Here is an 18,524-nt window from a genome sequence, read left to right as displayed (position 1 = left end):
CCACGAATTCGAAACTGGCAAGGTTCTTTGATTACCACAGTTTTGGGAGAGCACATGAGACAGTCGATGGGACGGACCACCGCGATCGCGGGCGCGGTGACGATATTGGTAATGGGCATCGCGGCACAGGCGCGCGCGCAGGACGGCGGCACGCCGGACGCGCAGACCGTGATCGTGACGGGCGTGCGCGCGGCACTGGAACAGTCGCTGCGCCAGAAACGCAACGCGGACGCCGTCGTCGAGGTGGTGACGGCCGAGGACATCGGCAAGATGCCCGACAAGAACGTGGCCGACGCGATCCAGCGCCTGCCCGGCGTGAACACGCAATCGTCCGCGGGCGGCGAGGGCGGCTTCGGCGAGAACGACCGCGTCAGCCTGCGCGGCACGAGCCCCAGCCTGCAGCAGACGCTGTTCAACGGCCACGCGATCAGCACGGGCGACTGGTTCGTGCTGAACCAGTACGGCGGCAACGTGGGCCGCTCGTCGAGCTTTTCGCTGCTGCCGTCGGAACTCGTCGGTTCCATCGTCGTGCAGAAGAGCGCCACCGCCGATCTCGTCGAAGGGGGCGTGTCGGGCGCCATCAACGTGATCACGCGCCGTCCGCTCGACTTCCGCCAGCCCCTGACGGTGGAAGCGTCGGTGCAGGCCAACTACAACGACCTTGCGAAAAAGACCGAGCCGCAGCTGTCGGCCCTCGTGAGCTGGAAGAACGCGACCAATACGTTCGGCGTGCTGCTGCAGGGCTTCTCGGAAAAGCAGAGCGTGCGCCGCGACGGCCAGGAGATCCTCGGCTACACGCCGATCAGCGCGACGAGCGCCGCCGCCATCGCGAATCCGGCGCTGGCTGGCGTGAAAGTCCCGACCTTCATCGGCGCCGCGTTCTTCGAGCAAAAGAAGAAGCGTGAAGGCGGCGCCTTCGACATCGAGGCGAAACCCACGCGCGACCTCGGCGTCGACCTGAACGGCTTCTATTCGAAACTGAGCGCGCCGCACCAGAACACCAACTGGCTGGCCGCGCCCGCGAACTCGATCAACAGCGCGAACCTGATTCCGGCGAGCCCCGTGATCCGCAACGGCACGCTCGTTGGCGCGACGTTCTCCAGCAACTCGGGCGAGGTCGACAACATCTACCGTCCGGATGCGGGCGGCGAATCGTGGTACATCGACCTGAACGGCCGCTGGCGCGTCAACGAGGACCTGAGCTTCACGGGCAAGATCGGCCGTACGCACGGCATCGGCTGGGACCACGGCGACGTCTACTACCAGAACAACGTCGACGGCGGCATGATGTATGCGCTGAACGGCATGACGCCGGCCACCGTCAGCTACCCGGGCGGGAACACGACGAAACCGGGATCGACGGCGTGGGCGGGCGGCGGCGAGGCGCAGTCGGTCGACAAGGAAAAGTATGCGCAGGTCGACGGCACCTGGCGCGTGCGCGACAACCCGTGGCTGCAGGGCGTCCGCTTCGGTGCGCGCTGGACGGACCACAAGCGCACCGCCGAGCACCCGCTGGAAACACGCCCGGGCCCGAACGGTTTCAGCAATCCGGGACCGGTGTGGAACGGCGAGATGTACCCGGGCGACTTCGGCTCGGACCTCGGCGGCAGCGTCTTCAACAACTACTTCAAGTACAGCGGTCCGGCCCTCGGCGCCTGGGGCGCGGTGCCGGGCAACCGCCTGCTGGATTTCACCCTGCGCCACAACTGGCTCGACGAATTCAAGGTGGGCGAGAAGACGGCGGCCGTCTACGGCATGGCCGACATCGGCGGCGACAGCTGGAGCGGCAACTTCGGCCTGCGCGCCGTCGAGACGCGCCAGACGACCGTCGTGAACCTGCCGGGCGGCCAGAACCCGATCACCGGTTCCGCATTCGGTCCGTACACGCCGACGACGTACGAGCGCAAGTACCGCGACTACCTGCCGAGCGCGAACGTGAAGTTCGACGTGCGTTCCGACCTCGTCGTCCGCGCCGGCATCGCCAAGACGATGGCGCGTCCCGACTACAGCGCGCTGGGCGGCTCCGTGTCGCTGAACGACGATGCGCTGTCGGGCAGCGGCGGCAACGTCAAGCTGGATCCGATCCGCTCCGTCAACTACGACCTGTCGGCCGAGTGGTACTACATGCCGAAGGCGATGCTGTCGGCGGGCCTGTTCTACATGGACTTCAGCTCCATCGTCGCGCAGGGCACGAGCACGGGCAGCTACTACAACAACAAGCGCGGCGCGTTCACGGACTACCAGATCACGTCGCCGTACAACACGACCGCCACCAACAAGGGCATCGAATTGTCCTGGCAGCAGCCGCTGTGGAACAACTTCGGCATGCTCACCAACTACACGTGGGCGGACGGCGAGCTGGATGGCGGCGGCGAGATGCTCAACGCGTCGAAGAACACGTACAACGTGACGGGCTACTACGAGAACGACCGTTTCTCCGCGCGTCTCGCGTACAGCCACCGTTCGGCGTACAAGGCGGGCGTCGACCGCGGCGCGAGCCAGCACGTGGATGCGATGCCGTCGCTGGCGGCCTCGGTGAACTTCAAGATCAACGAGCACCTGACGGTCACGTTCGACGCGCTGAACCTCACCAATGAGACGATCAAGATGTACGCCGAGAACAAGGACCAGCCGCGTGCGTTCTACTCGAACGGCCGCACCTTCTACCTCGGCCTGCGCGGCAAGCTCTGATCGTGTCGCAACAACAGAAGCGCTACGGCGCGCCGGTCGTCGTGACGTGGGCGTGCTTGTCCAACCTCGTCGCGGACGACGCGTTCGCGGCGCGCCTGACGCTCACCAACGTGTCGGACGCGCCGATCGCGGCGGGATGGACCGTGTACTTCAACGCGTGCCGGCGCGTGCTGGCCGGCAGCGTGAGCGCGGGCTTCGACCTGGAGCACGTCAACGGCGACCTGTTCGCGCTGCGGCGCACGGCACCGTCGCCGTGGCAGCCCGGCGAGATGCTGGACGTGCGCTACGAGGCGCAGTTCTGGGCCATCAGCCTGACGGACGCGCCGCTCGGCTTCTACCTCGTCGCAGCGGACGGGCGCACGGTCGACCTGGGCGACGCGGACGTCACGCCGTTCGCGCGGCCGGAACAGCTGCAGCGCCATGCGGGCGACGTGCTGCCGCCGGCCGACGCGGCCTGGCGCTGGCGCGAGAACGGCGGCCTGCGCCTGCTGCCGGATGCGGAAGTCGGCCGCATCACGCCGACGCCGCTCTCGGCCCGCTTCACGGACGCGCGCAGCCGGCTGTCGGCCTCCAGCGAGATCATGGCCGGCGCCGCGCTGGCCGGCGAGGCGGCGTTGCTGCGCGCTCTCCTGGGCGATCTGCCGGAGGGCGACGGCGCGCGCATCCTGCTGGAGATCGGCACGGTAGCGACCGACGGGCCGGAGGCGTACCGGCTCGACATCGATCCCGAAACGATCCTCGTGCGCGGCGCCGGTGCGCATGGCGTGTTCAACGGCATCCAGACGCTGGCCCAGCTGCTGGATGCGGATGGTGTGCTGCCGTGCGGCCGCGTGCTCGACGCGCCGCGCTTCGGCTACCGCGGCATGATGCTCGACGTGGCGCGCCACTTCGCCTCGGTCGCCACGGTCAAGCGCTTGCTCGACTGCATGGCGCGCTATAAACTGAACCGGCTGCACCTGCACCTGACGGACGACGAGGGCTGGCGCCTGCGGATCGACGCGCTGCCGGAACTGACGGACATCGGCAGCAAACGCGGCGCGGCGCGCGACCATACCCTCCCGCCGTCGTTCGGTTCCGGCGCGGACGTGGGCACATCGTCCGGCACGGGCTATTACGACGCGGACGAGTTCATCGAGATCCTGCGTTACGCGCACGCACGCCACATCGAGGTCATCCCGGAATTCAACATGCCGGGCCACGCGCGCGCGGCCGTGCTGGCGATGCGCGCGCGCCACGACCGCCTGCGCGCGCAGGGCGATATCGAAGGCGCGGAGCGCTACCTGCTGAGCGATCCGTACGATGCCTCCGTCTACGAATCCGTGCAGCTGTGGCGCGACAACGTGATCTGCATCGCGCTGCCGTCGGTCGACCGCTTCATCGACACGATCGCCTCCCACGTGGCGGCGCTGTACCGCGAGGCCGGCGTGCCGCTCAAGACCATCCACACGGGCGGCGACGAGGTGCCGCCGGGCGCGTGGGAAGGCTCGCCGCGCTGCCGGGCGCTGATGCGCGAGCGGGGCTGGACCCGGATCGCGCAGCTGCAGGCGGATTTCGTCGACCGCTGCCGCGCGATCCTCGCGCGCCACGGCCTCGCGTTCGCGGGCTGGGAAGAGACGGCGCTCGTGTACGAGGACGGCGGCCCCGGTTTCCAGGTCTATGCATGGAACAACGCTTGGGGCTCGGGCAAGGAAGACGTCGCGTACCGTCTCGCCAATGCGGGCTACGACGTCGTGCTGGCGAATGCCGCGAACCTGTATTTCGACCTCGCCTACGCGAAGGATCCGCAGGAACCCGGTTATTACTGGGCCGGCTTCGTGGAGACGCGCCATGCGTTCGGCTTCTGCCCGCTGGACATGATCGTCAGCGCGGCCACCGACCCGATGGGCCAAAGCGTGCCGCCCGGGCGGCTGGCCGCGATGACGCGCCTGACGGCCGCGGGCCGGCGCCGTGTCAATGGCCTGCAGGGACAGCTGTGGGGAGAGAATGCCCGCACGCGCGACCGCATCGAATACCTGGCCGCGCCGCGCCTCGTGGCGCTGGCGGAGCGGGCGTGGGCGCCGGATCCCGGCTGGTGCGCGATCGACGACGCCGATGCGCGCACACGCGCCATGGACGACGCGTGGAACGAATTCGCCAACCGCCTCGGCCAGCGCGAACTGGTACGGCTCGACCGCGCGCCGCTGGCCTACGGCTACCGGTTGCCGCCGCCGGGCGCCGTCGCCGCTGGCCGGACGTTCCACGCGAACGTGGCCCTGCCGGGCCTGGCGCTGCATTACACTCTGGACGGCAGCGAGCCCGATGCCGCCAGCCCGCGCTACACGGGACCGGTGGAGGCGGGGCAGGGCGCCGCCGTGTTCAAGGTCGCCACCTTCGACACGCGCGGCCGCAAGAGCGCAACCGTCGTCATCGCACTGGACTCCCATGGATAGCATTCGTCCCGACCACCTCGCACCCCAGGCGCACCGTCATCCGCTCGCGTGGGTGCCCACGCTGTACCTCGCGCAGGGCCTGCCGTTCTACGCCGTCGCCCTCGTGGCGGGACTGATGTTCAAGAGCATGGGCGTGCCCAACGAGCAGATCGCGCGCTGGACCGGCGTCCTCGGCCTCGCCTGGGTGTTCAAGGCATTGTGGAGTCCATTCCTGGAACTCGCGGCGAGCAAGAAGCGGGTCGTCGTCGTGCTGCAGGTCACGGGCGGCATCGCGCTCGCGGCGCTGGCCGTCGCGCTGCAGCTGCCCGCATGGTTCGCGCTGGCGATCGGGCTGCTGGCCATCGTGTCGTTCGCGTCCAGCACGCACGACATCGCGGCCGACGGTTTGTATATCGCGAACCTTTCGGAGCGCCAGCAGGCGGCGTACGCCGGCTGGCAGGGCGCGTTCTTCAACGGTGCGAAATTCCTGTCGCTGGGTGGTCTCGTGATCCTGGCCGGCTTCCTCGAACAGCGCGTGGGACCGCCGGCCGCGTGGGCGACCGTGTTCGGGCTGCTGGGGGCTTTATTGGCGGGGCTCGGGCTGTATCACGCGTGGGCGTTGCCCGAGACCGCGAGGACGGGCGCCGGGGCGTCGATGCGTGGCAGCGTGGACGTATTGGTGGACGTCGTGCGCGCATTCTTCGCCAAGCCGGGCATCTGGATGGGCATCGTGTTCATCCTGCTGTTCCGTCTCGCGGAAGGGCAGGTGCAGACGATCGGCCCGCTGTTCCTGCGCGATGCGCGCGCGGTCGGCGGCCTCGGTCTCTCCACGCAGGAAGTGGGCGCCATCTACGGCACGGCCGGCACGGCGGCCTTCCTGGTCGGCAGCATCCTCGGCGGCTGGTTCACGGCGCGCGTGGGCCTCAGGCGCGCGATGCTCGTGCTGATCCTCGCGATGAACGTGCCGAACCTCGTGTTCTGGTACCTGAGCGCGGCGCAACCGTCGCACCTGGGCCTCGTCATGGCCGCATTGTCGACCGAGATGTTCGGCTACGGGTTCGGCTTCGTGGGCATGATCTTGTTCATCATGCAGGTGATCGCGCCCGGCCGCTACCAGACCGCGCACTACGCGCTGGGGTCCGGGTTCATGCAGTTGGGCTTCGTGCTGTCGAAGGTGGTCAGCGGCGACATCCAGCATGCGCTGGGTTACCGTCACTTCTTCCTGTGGGTGGTGTTGTCGGCGCTGCCGGTGCTCGTATTGACGCGGTTCGTGAAGATGACACCGGCGACGCAGGACTGACGTCAGCGGCGGTAGGTCGGGCGGCGCGCCGGCGCTGCGTTGCGCTTCTCGATATGGCGGAACGTGATGCGACCCTTGCTCAGGTCGTACGCGGACATCTCCAGCGTCACGCGGTCGCCCGCGAGGATGCGGATATGGTGCTGGCGCATCTTGCCCGACGTGTAAGCGATCAGTTTGTGTCCATTGTCCAGGTCGACGCGAAAGCGCGAGTCGGGCAGGATTTCCTGGACGATGCCGTCCATTTCGATGAGTTCTTCTTTGGCCATGAGGGTCCTTGGGTGGCGGGCGCGCGGCGGATGCCGGCGTGTCGATGAGGTGAGTCGGCTATATAGCCGGAACGCATATTATAACGTATTTGGATGAGTTTTAGTTATACTCCATTTATACTCTGGTTGGAGTATGATGGGCGTATAAAACCATGGAGGTTCCATGAAGCTCGTCGAAACGAAACCCAAATTCCCTGATACCGACAAGGTCACGATCAACCTGGGTCTGGTCGATCTCGCCCAGATGGACCTGCTCGTGGCGGAAGGGTTTTATACGAACCGCACGGATTTCGTCCGTACGGCCATCCGCAACCAGTTACAGCAGCACGGCGACGTGATCCGCCAGACGGTGACGCGCAAGCGCTTCGTCATGGGCATGCAGCGCTATACGAGGGCAGAGCTTGAAGCAAGCGTCGCCGCCGGCGAGCGGCTCGACATCCATGTGCTGGGCCTCGCCACCATCGACGACGACGTCACGCCCGAGCTGGCACGCGACGCCATCGCGTCGATCCAGGTGCTGGGCGCCTTTCTGGCTCCCGCCGCCGTCAAGTCCGCACTTGCGGACCGCATCCATATTTGAAGGAACACCATGAAACCCTATGAACAATTTGTTGAAAACATGCTCAGCGCCGTCCGTTCGGGCCAGGGCAAGGACCCGGCCGCGGCCACCGCGCTCATCCAGGATGCGCTGCGCAATGCCGGGTTGATGCCGGGCGCGCCCGCCGCCACGCCGTCCGCGGCGGAAGCGCCGGCGCGCGCACCGTTCGTCGACCTGAACGGCGTGCCGGACTGGCTGCGGCGTCAGGCCACGGCGAAAGGCGGCAAGCCGGCCGACGACTGGCGCGCGCGCCTGGACGCGCTGCGCCCGCGTCCACAGCCGGTCACGCCTGACGCGCCCGGCCAATTTATCGAAGGATCGTTCGGCAACGCAGCCGGCACGCGCCGCTACCGCCTGTATGTGCCGGCACGGGCGGCGACCGGGCCGCGTCCGCTCGTCGTCATGCTGCACGGCTGCCAGCAGAGTGCCGCCGATTTCGCGGCCGGCACGGCCATGAACCGGCTGGCGGAAGAACAAGGCTGCCTGGTGCTGTATCCGGACCAGGAGCGCAGCGCCAACAGTTCGAATTGCTGGAACTGGTTCGACGCGACCCACCAGCAGCGCGAGCAGGGCGAGCCTTCGCTGCTTGCCGGCATGACGCGCAAGATCGTGCAGGAGCACGGCGCCGATCCGCGCCGCGTCTACATCGCCGGCCTGTCGGCGGGCGGGGCGATGGCGGCCGTCATGGGCGCGGCCTATCCCGAGCTGTATGCGGCCGTCGGCGTGCATTCCGGCCTGCCGGTCGGCGCGGCGCGCGACCTCATGTCGGGGCTGAATGCGATGAAGGGCAAGCACCTGCACGGCGCCAGCCGGACGCTGCGCCGCCGCGTGCCGCTGATCGTGTTCCACGGCGACCAGGACGCCGTCGTCCATCCGTCCAACGGCGAGGTGTTGATCCGCCAGTTCCTGGGCGACGGGACCGTACGCGAGATCGAGGAGCGCGGCACGGCCGGCACCGGCCGCGGCCACACGCGCACGACGGCGCTGGACGATGCCGGACGCGCGGTGGCGGAACACTGGGTCGTGCACGGGGCGGGTCACGCCTGGGCCGGCGGCGATCCGTCCGGTTCGTACACGGATGCGGCCGGACCAAGCGCGTCGGCCGAGATGCTGCGCTTCTTCCTGGACCAGGCCGGCGACTGATCGGCGACTGTTGCGAAACCTCCAGGTTTGCTATGCTGGAGGATTCCCACGATCGTTGATGGAGTACAGGATGGTTTCCCTGCAGGAGCAGCTGATGAAGGCCGGGCTGGTCGACAAGAAGAAGGTCAAGGTCGTCAACCAGGAAAAGGCCAAGCAGCAAAAAATCGAGCGCCGCACCGGTGTGCAAAGCGTCAACGAGACGAAGGAGGCGGTGGCCGAGGCCCAGCGCCAGCAGGCCGAGCGCGCCCGTGCCCTGAACGCCCAGCGCGATGCGGCCGCCGCCGCGAAGGCCGTCGAGGCGCAGATCACGCAGATGATCCAGGTGAACCGCCAGCCCAAGGGCAAGGGCAACCTGGACGTCGTCTACAACTTCACGATCGGCACGAAGATCGAGCGCATCCACGTCTCCGCGGCCGTGCGCGACCACCTGGTGGCAGGCCGTTTGTCGATCGTCGCCCACGCGGGCGGCTTCGAGCTGGTGCCGCGCGTGATCGCGGACAAGATCGCGGAACGGGCGCCGGAACGCGTGGTACGCGTGAACAAGGCTGCCGAAGCCGTCGCGGAAGGCGAGGACGATCCGTACAAGGACTTCAAGATCCCCGACGATTTCGACTGGTGATCAACGTTTCTTGATCGGGAGCGCGAGCCAGCCGCGCCAGCGGCCCTCGGGCGTGCGTTCGACCTTCTGGATGTGCGGCCGGGTGCTGTCCAGGCGCCAGACGGCCTGCTTGTCGAGCCAGTCCTCGTACATGGAGCGGAAGCGCGGCCACTCGTCGTCGAAGTCGAGGCAGGCGTAGGTGCCGGCCGGCAGGACGCGTAATCCCAGGCCGGGGTCGAGCACGGTATCGTCCGCGCACCCGAAGTCATAGCAATATTCCCGCTCGCCCGTAAAACCGGGGTCTTCGTCGAACACGCCGTACCACGGGGTGCTGGCGGGCACGCCGTCGGCCTTCTCGCGTTCCTGGATGAAGTCGTGGCAGGCGAACGACAGCGCCGCGCCGGACTGGCCGAAGAAGCGTTGGTAGCGCAAGGTCAGCGCCGGCAGGTTGCGCACGGCGATGCGCGCGGCGATCGTGCCCGGTTCGGGCGGGCAGTAGGGGGCCAGGATCGCTTCCAGGTTGTCCGGCTCGGCGACGAAGAAGCTGACGTCGCTCTCGCGGCCGACCTGCTGGTCCATGTAGTCGCGCCACCCCCCTTCGCGCCACGCCTTGGCCGACATCGCGAACTGCTGCTTGAATGCCTTGGCGAATGCCGCGTTCGATGGGAAGCCGCAATCCTGGGCGATGCGCACGATGGGCACGTCCGGCTCGTGACGCAGCAGGTGGGCGGCGCGGCGCAGGCGGCGCTTGCGCTGGTATTCGCAGGCCGAGAAGCCCGTCAGTTCGCGGAAGATGCGGTCGAAGTGGAACGACGAATAACTGGCCGACGCCGCCAGCGATTTCAATGCGAGCGGATCGCCGACCGAGTCCAGCATCAGGTCCATCACTTCATACAGGCGCGACACGCGCGCGGCGGTCTTCGACATCAACGGCAATCATTTACAAAATTGAAATAACTAGTTTCCGTAAATAACATGCCGTTGGCAAGCGTTTACCGCTGCCGCCGCCGCCGAGTGTTGTCAGTACGCCGCCTGGGGCGTCATCTCCAGCTTGCTCAGGTCGAACCCTTGCCGCTCCAGCCGCTCAAGCAGGGCGCCGTACGCCTGGCGCGACACGGTCGGGGTGCGTGACAGGATCCACAGATAGTCCCGCCCCGGCTCGCTGACGGCAGCCAGCTGGTAATTCGGGTCGAGGTCGATCACCCAGTAGTCGCCCCACACCATCGGCAGGAACGACAGCCAGGCCGGCGCGAACCGGACCTTCAGCGTGGGCGACGTGGGGCCGCCCAGCTGGCGCGCCGTGCCCACCGCCTCGTCGATGGTGCCGTCCGTGCGGCGGCAGCGGTTGATGACTTGCACGGTCTTGTCCGGCTGCAGGCTGTAATGCGCCGTCGTGTTGCCGGCACATTGTTTCTGAAACCTGTTCGGGTATTTTGCAATTTCATACCAGGCGCCCATGTAGCGCGGCACGTCGAGGCTAGGAACCGGCGTCACGGACGCGGAACGGGCGCCGCGTTCGGCGGCGAGGAGCGTCGCACTGGCGCCGAGTAGGCCGAGCAGCAAGAGGATCAGGCGGGTATTCGGGAGCATGGGGATACGTTGTTGAACGGGACTGTGTCTATCGTACGACAACCTCGCCCAAGCCGTCGCCCGCCGCCAATCGATTATCAATAATGCAACTACATTGATTTGCAAGAAAGTTGCCCTGCAGACTTAATGGCAGCCGTCCGGCTGTCGCCTTTCTCTTCTGCTGACAGAAACTTCTTAATGGCAACGCAAGAAACGTCAAGCGCCACGTGGCTGGAAAAGCCGATCCGGATGAATTATCGAAGGGATAAAAATACGTGGTGGAGAGTGCGTTGTGGAGAAAAAACAACCGAAAATGCCTCAAGTTGGCCGGTTTGTTGCCGTAAAGCATTCGTAAGCGCACCAATAAAATGTATCCTTAGGGAAATAGTCTTTTACTGATATCGCGCATCGGGCGGCGATCATTCGGACAACGTTCAATATATTAAAGGTTCATCGACCATGGCATCAGTTATTACCGGAATGAGCACCGCCCAGATACAGGCGCTGACTACTTCCCAAATCGTCGCCCTCGCGACCTCCGACATGACTGCGTTTTCGACGACGCAGCTTGGTGCGTTGACGACCAACCAATTGCAGGCCATCGAAACCCGTGACCTGGCTGTCCTGACCACGAGCCAGATCTCGGCCGGCCTCACGACCACGCAGATCGCCGCCCTGACGACGAACCAGGCGGGTGCCCTGACGACCGGCCAGGTCGGCGCCCTGACGACGAACCAGGTCGCCGCGATCGAAACGGCCGACTTCGCGTCGCTGAAAACGAACCAGATCGCCGCGCTGACCACGGCCCAGGTGTCGGCAGGCCTGACGACGAACCAGATCGTTGCCCTGACCACGTCCCAGGCCGGCGCACTGACCACCGCGCAGACCGCCGCGCTGACCACGAACCAGGTTGCCGCGCTGCAGACCGCCGACCTCGGCGCGTTCAAGACGAGCCAGGTTGCCGCGCTGACCACGAACCAGATCTCGGCCGGCCTGTCCACGAACCAGCTGGCGTCGATGGTGACCACGCAGATCGCCGCGCTGACGACCGCCCAGGTGTCCGCTGGCCTGACGACGAACCAGATCGTTGCCCTGACCACGGCTCAGGCGGGTGCCCTGACGACCGGTCAGGTCGGCGCGCTGACGACGAACCAGGTCGCCGCGATCGAAACGGCCGACCTGGCCGCCATGAAGACGAACCAGATCGCCGCGCTGACCACGGCCCAGGTGTCCGCTGGCCTGACGACGAACCAGATCGTCGCCCTGACCACGTCCCAGGCAGGCGCACTGACCACTGGCCAGACCGTCGCACTGACGACCAACCAGGTTGCCGCACTGCAGACCGCCGACCTCGCCGCGTTCAAGACGAGCCAGGTTGCCGCGCTGACGACCAACCAGATCTCGGCCGGCCTGTCCACGAACCAACTGGCGTCGATGACGACCGCCCAGATCGCCGCGTTGACGACCGCCCAGGTGTCCGCTGGCCTGACGACGAACCAGATCGTTGCCCTGACCACGAACCAGGCGGGTGCCCTGACGACCGGCCAGGTCGGCGCGCTGACGACGAACCAGGTTGCCGCAATCGAAACGGCCGACCTGGCCGCCATGAAGACGAACCAGATCGCCGCGCTGACGACGAACCAGGTGTCGGCTGGCCTGACGACGAACCAGATCGTCGCCCTGACCACGTCCCAGGCAGGTGCGCTGACCAACGCGCAGACCGCCGCACTGACCACGAACCAGGTTGCCGCGCTGCAGACCGCCGACCTCGCTGCGTTCAAGACGAGCCAGGTTGCCGTCCTGACGACGAACCAGATCTCGGCCGGCCTGACGACGAACCAGCTGGCGTCGATGACGACCGCCCAGATCGCCGCGTTGACCACGGCCCAGGTCTCGGCTGGCCTGACGACGAACCAGATCGTTGCCCTGACCACGAACCAGGCAGGCGCGCTGACCACCGGCCAGACCGCCGCGCTGACCACGAACCAGGTTGCCGCGCTGCAGACCGCCGACCTCGCCGCGTTCAAGACGAGCCAGGTTGCTGCGCTGACGACGAACCAGATCTCGGCCGGCCTGTCCACGAACCAGCTGGCGTCGATGACGACCGCGCAGATCGCCGCGCTGACGACCGCCCAGGTCTCGGCTGGCCTGACGACCAACCAGATCGTTGCCCTGACCACGAACCAGGCAGGCGCCCTGACGACCGGCCAGGTCGGCGCCCTGACGACGAACCAGGTTGCCGCGATCGAAACGGCCGACCTGGCCGCCATGAAGACGAACCAGATTGCCGCGCTGACGACGAACCAGGTGTCGGCAGGCCTGACGACGAACCAGATCGTCGCCCTGACCACGTCCCAGGCAGGCGCACTGACCACCGGCCAGACCGCCGCGCTGACCACGAACCAGGTTGCTGCACTGCAGACCGTCGACCTCGCCGCGTTCAAGACGAGCCAGGTTGCCGCGCTGACGACGAACCAGATCTCGGCCGGCATGTCCACGGCGCAGTTCTCCTCGCTGACGACCGCGCAGATCGCCGCGCTGACGACCGCCCAGGTCTCGGCTGGCCTGACGACGAACCAGATCGTCGCCCTGACCACGAACCAGGCAGGTGCCCTGACGACCGGCCAGGTCGGCGCGCTGACGACGAACCAGGTCGCCGCAATCGAAACGGCCGACTTCGCGTCGCTGAAGACGAACCAGATCGCCGCACTGACGACCAACCAGGTGTCGGCAGGCCTGACGACGAACCAGATCGTTGCCCTGACCACGTCCCAGGCAGGCGCGCTGACCACCGCGCAGACCGCCGCACTGACCACGAACCAGGTTGCCGCGCTGCAGACCGCCGACCTCGCTGCGTTCAAGACGAACCAGGTTGCCGTCCTGACGACGAACCAGATCTCGGCCGGCCTGTCGACGAACCAGCTGGCGTCGATGACGACCGCCCAGATCGCCGCGCTGACCACGGCCCAGGTGTCGGCTGGCCTGACGACGAACCAGATCGTCGCCCTGACCACGTCCCAGGCAGGCGCCCTGACCACCGGCCAGACCGCCGCACTGACGACCAATCAGGTTGCCGCGCTGCAGACCGCCGACCTCGCCGCATTCAAGACGAGCCAGGTTGCCGCGCTGACGACCAACCAGATCTCGGCCGGCCTGACGACGAACCAGCTGGCGTCGATGACGACCGCCCAGATCGCCGCGCTGACGACCGCCCAGGTCTCGGCTGGCCTGACGACGAACCAGATCGTTGCCCTGACCACGAACCAGGCAGGCGCCCTGACGACCGGCCAGGTCGGCGCCCTGACGACGAACCAGGTTGCCGCGATCGAAACGGCCGACCTGGCCGCCATGAAGACGAACCAGATCGCCGCGCTGACGACGAACCAGGTCTCGGCTGGCCTGACGACGAACCAGATCGTTGCCCTGACCACGTCCCAGGCAGGTGCGCTGACCAACGCGCAGACCGCCGCACTGACCACGAACCAGGTTGCTGCGCTGCAGACCGTCGACCTCGCCGCGTTCAAGACGAACCAGATCGCCGCGCTGACGACCAACCAGATCTCGGCCGGCCTGTCCACGGCGCAGTTCTCCTCGCTGACGACCGCGCAGATCGCCGCGCTGACGACCGCCCAGGTGTCCGCTGGCCTGACGACGAACCAGATCGTTGCCCTGACCACGAACCAGGCGGGTGCCCTGACGACCGGCCAGGTCGGCGCGCTGACGACGAACCAGGTCGCCGCGATCGAAACGGCCGACCTCGCGTCGCTGAAGACCAACCAGATCGCCGCGCTGACGACGAACCAGGTGTCGGCTGGCCTGACGACGAACCAGATCGTCGCCCTGACCACGTCGCAGGCAGGCGCGCTGACCAACGCGCAGACCGCTGCACTGACGACCAATCAGGTTGCCGCGCTGCAGACCGCCGACCTCGCCGCGTTCAAGACGAGCCAGGTTGCCGCGCTGACGACGAACCAGATCTCGGCCGGCCTGTCGACGAACCAGTTGTCGTCGATGACGACCGCCCAGATCGCCGCGTTGACCACGGCCCAGGTGTCGGCTGGCCTGACGACGAACCAGATCGTCGCGCTGACGACGGCCCAGGCTGCCGCCCTGACGACCGCACAGGCTTCCAACCTGACGACCAACCAGGTCGCCGCGCTGGAGACCCGTGACCTGGCGGCGATGACGACGGCCCAGATCGCCGCGCTGACCACGAACCAGGTGTCCGCAGGCCTGACGACGAACCAGATCGTCGCCCTGACCACGGCCCAGGCAGGTGCACTGACCACCGCCCAGACCGCCAACCTGACCACGAACCAGGTTGCAGCACTGCAGACCGCCGACCTCGCCGCGTTCAAGACGAGCCAGGTTGCCGCGCTGACGACGAACCAGATCTCGGCCGGCCTGACGACGAACCAGCTGGCGTCGCTGACGTCCGCGCAGATCGCCGCGCTGACGACCGCACAGGTGTCGGCAGGCCTGACGACGAACCAGATCGTTGCCCTGACCACGGCCCAGGCAGGCGCACTGACGACCGCCCAGACCGCCGCACTGACGACGAACCAGGTTGCCGCGCTGCAGACCGCCGACCTCGCCGCGTTCAAGACGAGCCAGGTTGCCGCGCTGACGACGAACCAGATCTCGGCTGGCCTGACGACGAACCAGCTGGCGTCGATGACGACCGCCCAGATCGCCGCGCTGACGACCGCCCAGGTGTCGGCTGGCCTGACGACCAACCAGATCGTTGCCCTGACCACGAACCAGGCGGGTGCCCTGACGACCGGCCAGGTCGGCGCGCTGACGACGAACCAGGTTGCCGCGATCGAAACGGCCGACCTGGCCGCCATGAAGACGAACCAGATTGCCGCGCTGACGACGAACCAGGTGTCGGCAGGCCTGACGACGAACCAGATCGTTGCCCTGACCACGTCCCAGGCAGGCGCCCTGACCAACGCGCAGACCGCCGCGCTGACGACCAATCAGGTTGCCGCACTGCAGACCGTCGACCTCGCCGCGTTCAAGACGAGCCAGGTTGCCGCGCTGACGACGAACCAGATCTCGGCCGGCATGTCCACGGCGCAGTTCTCCTCGCTGACGACCGCGCAGATCGCCGCGCTGACGACCGCCCAGGTGTCGGCTGGCCTGACGACCAACCAGATCGTTGCCCTGACCACGAACCAGGCGGGTGCCCTGACGACCGGCCAGGTCGGCGCGCTGACGACGAACCAGGTCGCCGCGATCGAAACGGCCGACCTCGCGTCGCTGAAGACGAACCAGATTGCCGCGCTGACGACGAACCAGGTGTCCGCCGGCCTGACGACGAACCAGATCGTCGCCCTGACCACGTCCCAGGCAGGCGCGCTGACCAACGCGCAGACCGCCGCGCTGACGACCAACCAGGTTGCCGCACTGCAGACCGCCGACCTCGCCGCATTCAAGACGAACCAGGTTGCCGCGCTGACGACGAACCAGATCTCGGCCGGCCTGTCGACGAACCAGTTGTCGTCGATGACGACCGCCCAGATCGCCGCGTTGACCACGGCCCAGGTCTCGGCTGGCCTGACGACGAACCAGATCGTCGCCCTGACGACGGCCCAGGCTGCCGCCCTGACGACTGCACAGGCTTCCAACCTGACGACCAACCAGGTCGCCGCGCTGGAGACCCGTGACCTGGCGGCGATGACGACGGCCCAGATCGCCGCGCTGACCACGAACCAGGTGTCCGCAGGCCTGACGACGAACCAGATCGTCGCCCTGACCACGGCCCAGGCAGGCGCGCTGACCATCGGCCAGACCGCCAACCTGACGACGAACCAGGTCGCTGCGCTGGAAACCGCCGATCTCGCCGCGTTCAAGACGAACCAGGTTGCCGCGCTGACGACGAACCAGATCTCGGCCGGCCTGAAGACCTCGCAACTGGCGTCGCTGACGACGGCTCAGATCTCCGCGCTGACCACGGCCCAGGTGTCGGCTGGCCTGACGACGAACCAGATCGTCGCCCTGACCACGAACCAGGCAGGCGCGCTGACGACCGCCCAGACCGCCGCGCTGACCACGAACCAGGTCGCCGCGCTGGAAACGGCTGACTTCGCTGCGTTCAAGACGAGCCAGATCGCCGCGCTGACGACCAATCAGGTCTCGGCAGGCCTGACGACGAACCAGATCGTCGCGCTGACGACGTCCCAGGCTGCCGCGCTGACGACGGGCCAGGTCGGTAACCTGACGACGAACCAGGTGGCTGCGATGGAAACCGCCGACCTCGCCGCGCTGAAGACCAACCAGGTCCAGGCACTGTCGACGAACCAGATCTCGGCCGGCCTGAAGACCTCGCAACTGGCGTCGCTGACGACCGCCCAGATCGCTGCCCTGACGACCAGCCAGGTGCAGGCAGGCCTGACGACCAACCAGATCGTCGCGCTGACGACGGTCCAGGCCAGCGCGCTGACGACGGCCCAGGTCGCCGCCCTGACGACGAACCAGGTCGCTGCGATGGAAACCGCCGACGTCGCCGCGCTGAAGACGAACCAGATCGCCGCGCTGACGACGACCCAGGTGCAGGCAGGCCTGACGACGAACCAGATCGTCGCCCTGACGTCGGCCGATGCCGCCGCCCTGACGACGGCCCAGCTGGGCGCGCTGACGACGAACCAGGTCGCCGCGCTGGAGACCCGCGACCTGATCGCGCTGAAGACCAGCCAGATCTCGGCGCTGACCACCGCGCAGATCTCGGCCGGCCTGTCGACGAACCAGCTGTCCTCGCTGACGACGGCGCAGATCGGCGCGCTGACGACGAGCCAGGTGGCAAACGGCCTGACGACGAACCAGATCGTCGCGCTGTCCACCAGCCAGGTGCAGGCGCTGACGACCGGCCAGTTGTCGTCGCTGACGACCAGCCAGCTCTCGTCGCTCGAAACCCGCGACATCGCCGTGCTGAAGACGAACCAGATCCAGGCACTGACGACGAGCCAGATCCAGAACGGTCTGACGACGACGCAGGTCGCCGCGCTGACGACCGGCCAGGTGCATGCGCTGACCTCGGCCCAGGTGGGCGCGATGACGACGGCACAGATCCAGCAGCTCAAGGTCGGCAGCCCGATCGTGCTGGACCTGAACGGCGACGGCATCCACACGAAGAGCATCGCCCAGGGCGTGCAGTTCGACCTGTTCGCGACCGGCAGCAAGGTCACGACGGGCTGGGTGGACGCGACCGACGGCCTGCTGGCACTGGATCGCAACGGCAACGGTGCGATCGACGACGGTAGCGAGCTGTTCGGTACGTCGACGAAGCTGGCGAACGGCCAGAACGCGTCCAACGGCTACGAAGCACTGGCCCAGCTGGATGCGAACGGCGACGGCGTGATCGACACGAAGGATGCTGCCTACAGCAACCTGAAGGTGTGGGTCGACGCGAACGGCGACGGCGTCAGCGAATCGGGCGAGCTGAAGAGCCTGGCATCGCTGAACGTGGCAAGCATCAACGTCAACGGCGACAAGACCGCGGCGAAGGACAATGGCAACTGGATCGGCATGCAGTCGACCTTCACGAAGACCGACGGCTCCACGGCCGCCACGGGCGACGTCTGGTTCACGACCGACAAGTCGGCCGCGGAAGCCGCAGCGACCGCGACCTCGCTGAGCAGCAAGGTCGGCAGCATGGTCCAGGCGATGACCGCCTTCAACGCCGGCGATGCGGGCGTGGCGGCCGGCGGCCTGACCCTGCCGAACCTGGCGGGTGCGCAGACCGGCCTGCTGGCTTCGGTCGGCACGATGGTCGACGTGATGAAGCAGTTCGACATCAACGGCAACAAGGTGAGCGGTGCGAACGCGGCGATGACGTCGACGGCCGAATCGCTGGCCAAGTCGGTGACGACGCCGCAGGACTCGGGCTTCCTCACCACCGGCGGTCGCAAGTAATGCAACACAGGGGCCGGTTCGCGCCGGCCCCGCCGCG

Annotated in this window: 10 protein-coding genes; 7 read left to right on the top strand and 3 right to left on the bottom strand. The window is 67.1% G+C overall.

Annotated features, from left to right (window positions below; translation table 11 throughout):
• Positions 1-66: 66 nt before the first annotated feature.
• Genes ACEN9H_RS27010 through ACEN9H_RS27000 form a run of 3 tightly spaced genes read left to right on the top strand, consistent with a single transcriptional unit; the run spans position 67 to position 6,399 of the window.
• The gene (locus ACEN9H_RS27010; RefSeq protein ID WP_413672725.1) at positions 67-2,691 is read left to right on the top strand and encodes a TonB-dependent receptor; all 2,625 of its coding nucleotides are present in this window, start codon (positions 67-69) and stop codon (positions 2,689-2,691) included.
• Between the two features lie 2 nt (positions 2,692-2,693).
• Entirely contained in the window at positions 2,694-5,120 is a 2,427-nt protein-coding gene (locus tag ACEN9H_RS27005) for a family 20 glycosylhydrolase (RefSeq protein WP_413672724.1), read from the top strand.
• Positions 5,113-6,399, top strand: coding sequence for an MFS transporter (locus ACEN9H_RS27000; RefSeq protein ID WP_413672723.1), 1,287 nt, complete (start codon positions 5,113-5,115; stop codon positions 6,397-6,399). The genes ACEN9H_RS27005 and ACEN9H_RS27000 overlap by 8 nt, the downstream gene beginning before the upstream one ends.
• A 2-nt stretch (positions 6,400-6,401) precedes the next feature.
• Here ACEN9H_RS27000 and infA read toward each other — a convergent pair whose 3' ends face one another.
• The gene (gene infA, locus ACEN9H_RS26995; protein ID WP_056129853.1) at positions 6,402-6,665 is read right to left on the bottom strand and encodes a translation initiation factor IF-1; all 264 of its coding nucleotides are present in this window, start codon (positions 6,663-6,665) and stop codon (positions 6,402-6,404) included.
• A gap of 163 nt (positions 6,666-6,828) precedes the next feature.
• On the opposite strand from infA, the gene ACEN9H_RS26990 reads away from it, so the two are divergent.
• The 3 genes from ACEN9H_RS26990 to ACEN9H_RS26980 all read left to right on the top strand — a co-directional run bounded on the left by ACEN9H_RS26990 (position 6,829) and on the right by ACEN9H_RS26980 (position 9,025).
• Complete coding sequence (locus tag ACEN9H_RS26990) at positions 6,829-7,245, top strand: CopG family transcriptional regulator (protein ID WP_413672722.1); 417 nt, start codon at positions 6,829-6,831, stop codon at positions 7,243-7,245.
• 9 nt (positions 7,246-7,254) lie between these two features.
• Positions 7,255-8,406, top strand: coding sequence for an alpha/beta hydrolase family esterase (locus tag ACEN9H_RS26985; protein WP_413672721.1), 1,152 nt, complete (start codon positions 7,255-7,257; stop codon positions 8,404-8,406).
• Positions 8,407-8,476: 70 nt separating this feature from the next.
• Positions 8,477-9,025: a DUF2058 domain-containing protein gene (locus ACEN9H_RS26980; RefSeq protein ID WP_056129863.1), complete on the top strand. Its 549-nt coding sequence runs from the start codon at positions 8,477-8,479 to the stop codon at positions 9,023-9,025.
• Here the strand turns inward: ACEN9H_RS26980 and ACEN9H_RS26975 are convergent, their stop codons facing one another.
• Together ACEN9H_RS26975 and ACEN9H_RS26970 are read right to left on the bottom strand one after the other, a co-directional pair.
• The gene (locus tag ACEN9H_RS26975; RefSeq protein WP_413672720.1) at positions 9,026-9,931 is read right to left on the bottom strand and encodes a helix-turn-helix domain-containing protein; all 906 of its coding nucleotides are present in this window, start codon (positions 9,929-9,931) and stop codon (positions 9,026-9,028) included.
• Positions 9,932-10,024: 93 nt separating this feature from the next.
• Positions 10,025-10,594 carry a lipocalin family protein gene (locus tag ACEN9H_RS26970; protein ID WP_413672719.1) on the bottom strand — a complete coding sequence of 190 codons (570 nt, stop codon included), beginning with the start codon at positions 10,592-10,594 and terminating at the stop codon, positions 10,025-10,027.
• Between the two features lie 438 nt (positions 10,595-11,032).
• On the opposite strand from ACEN9H_RS26970, the gene ACEN9H_RS26965 reads away from it, so the two are divergent.
• Positions 11,033-18,487: a heme utilization protein gene (locus tag ACEN9H_RS26965; RefSeq protein WP_413672718.1), complete on the top strand. Its 7,455-nt coding sequence runs from the start codon at positions 11,033-11,035 to the stop codon at positions 18,485-18,487.
• Positions 18,488-18,524 lie beyond the last annotated feature (37 nt).

This window comes from Massilia cellulosiltytica, from assembly GCF_047325105.1.
In the GTDB taxonomy this organism is placed as follows: Bacteria; Pseudomonadota; Gammaproteobacteria; order Burkholderiales; family Burkholderiaceae_D; genus Telluria; species Telluria orientalis.
This window is presented reverse-complemented; position numbering and strand designations above follow the sequence as displayed.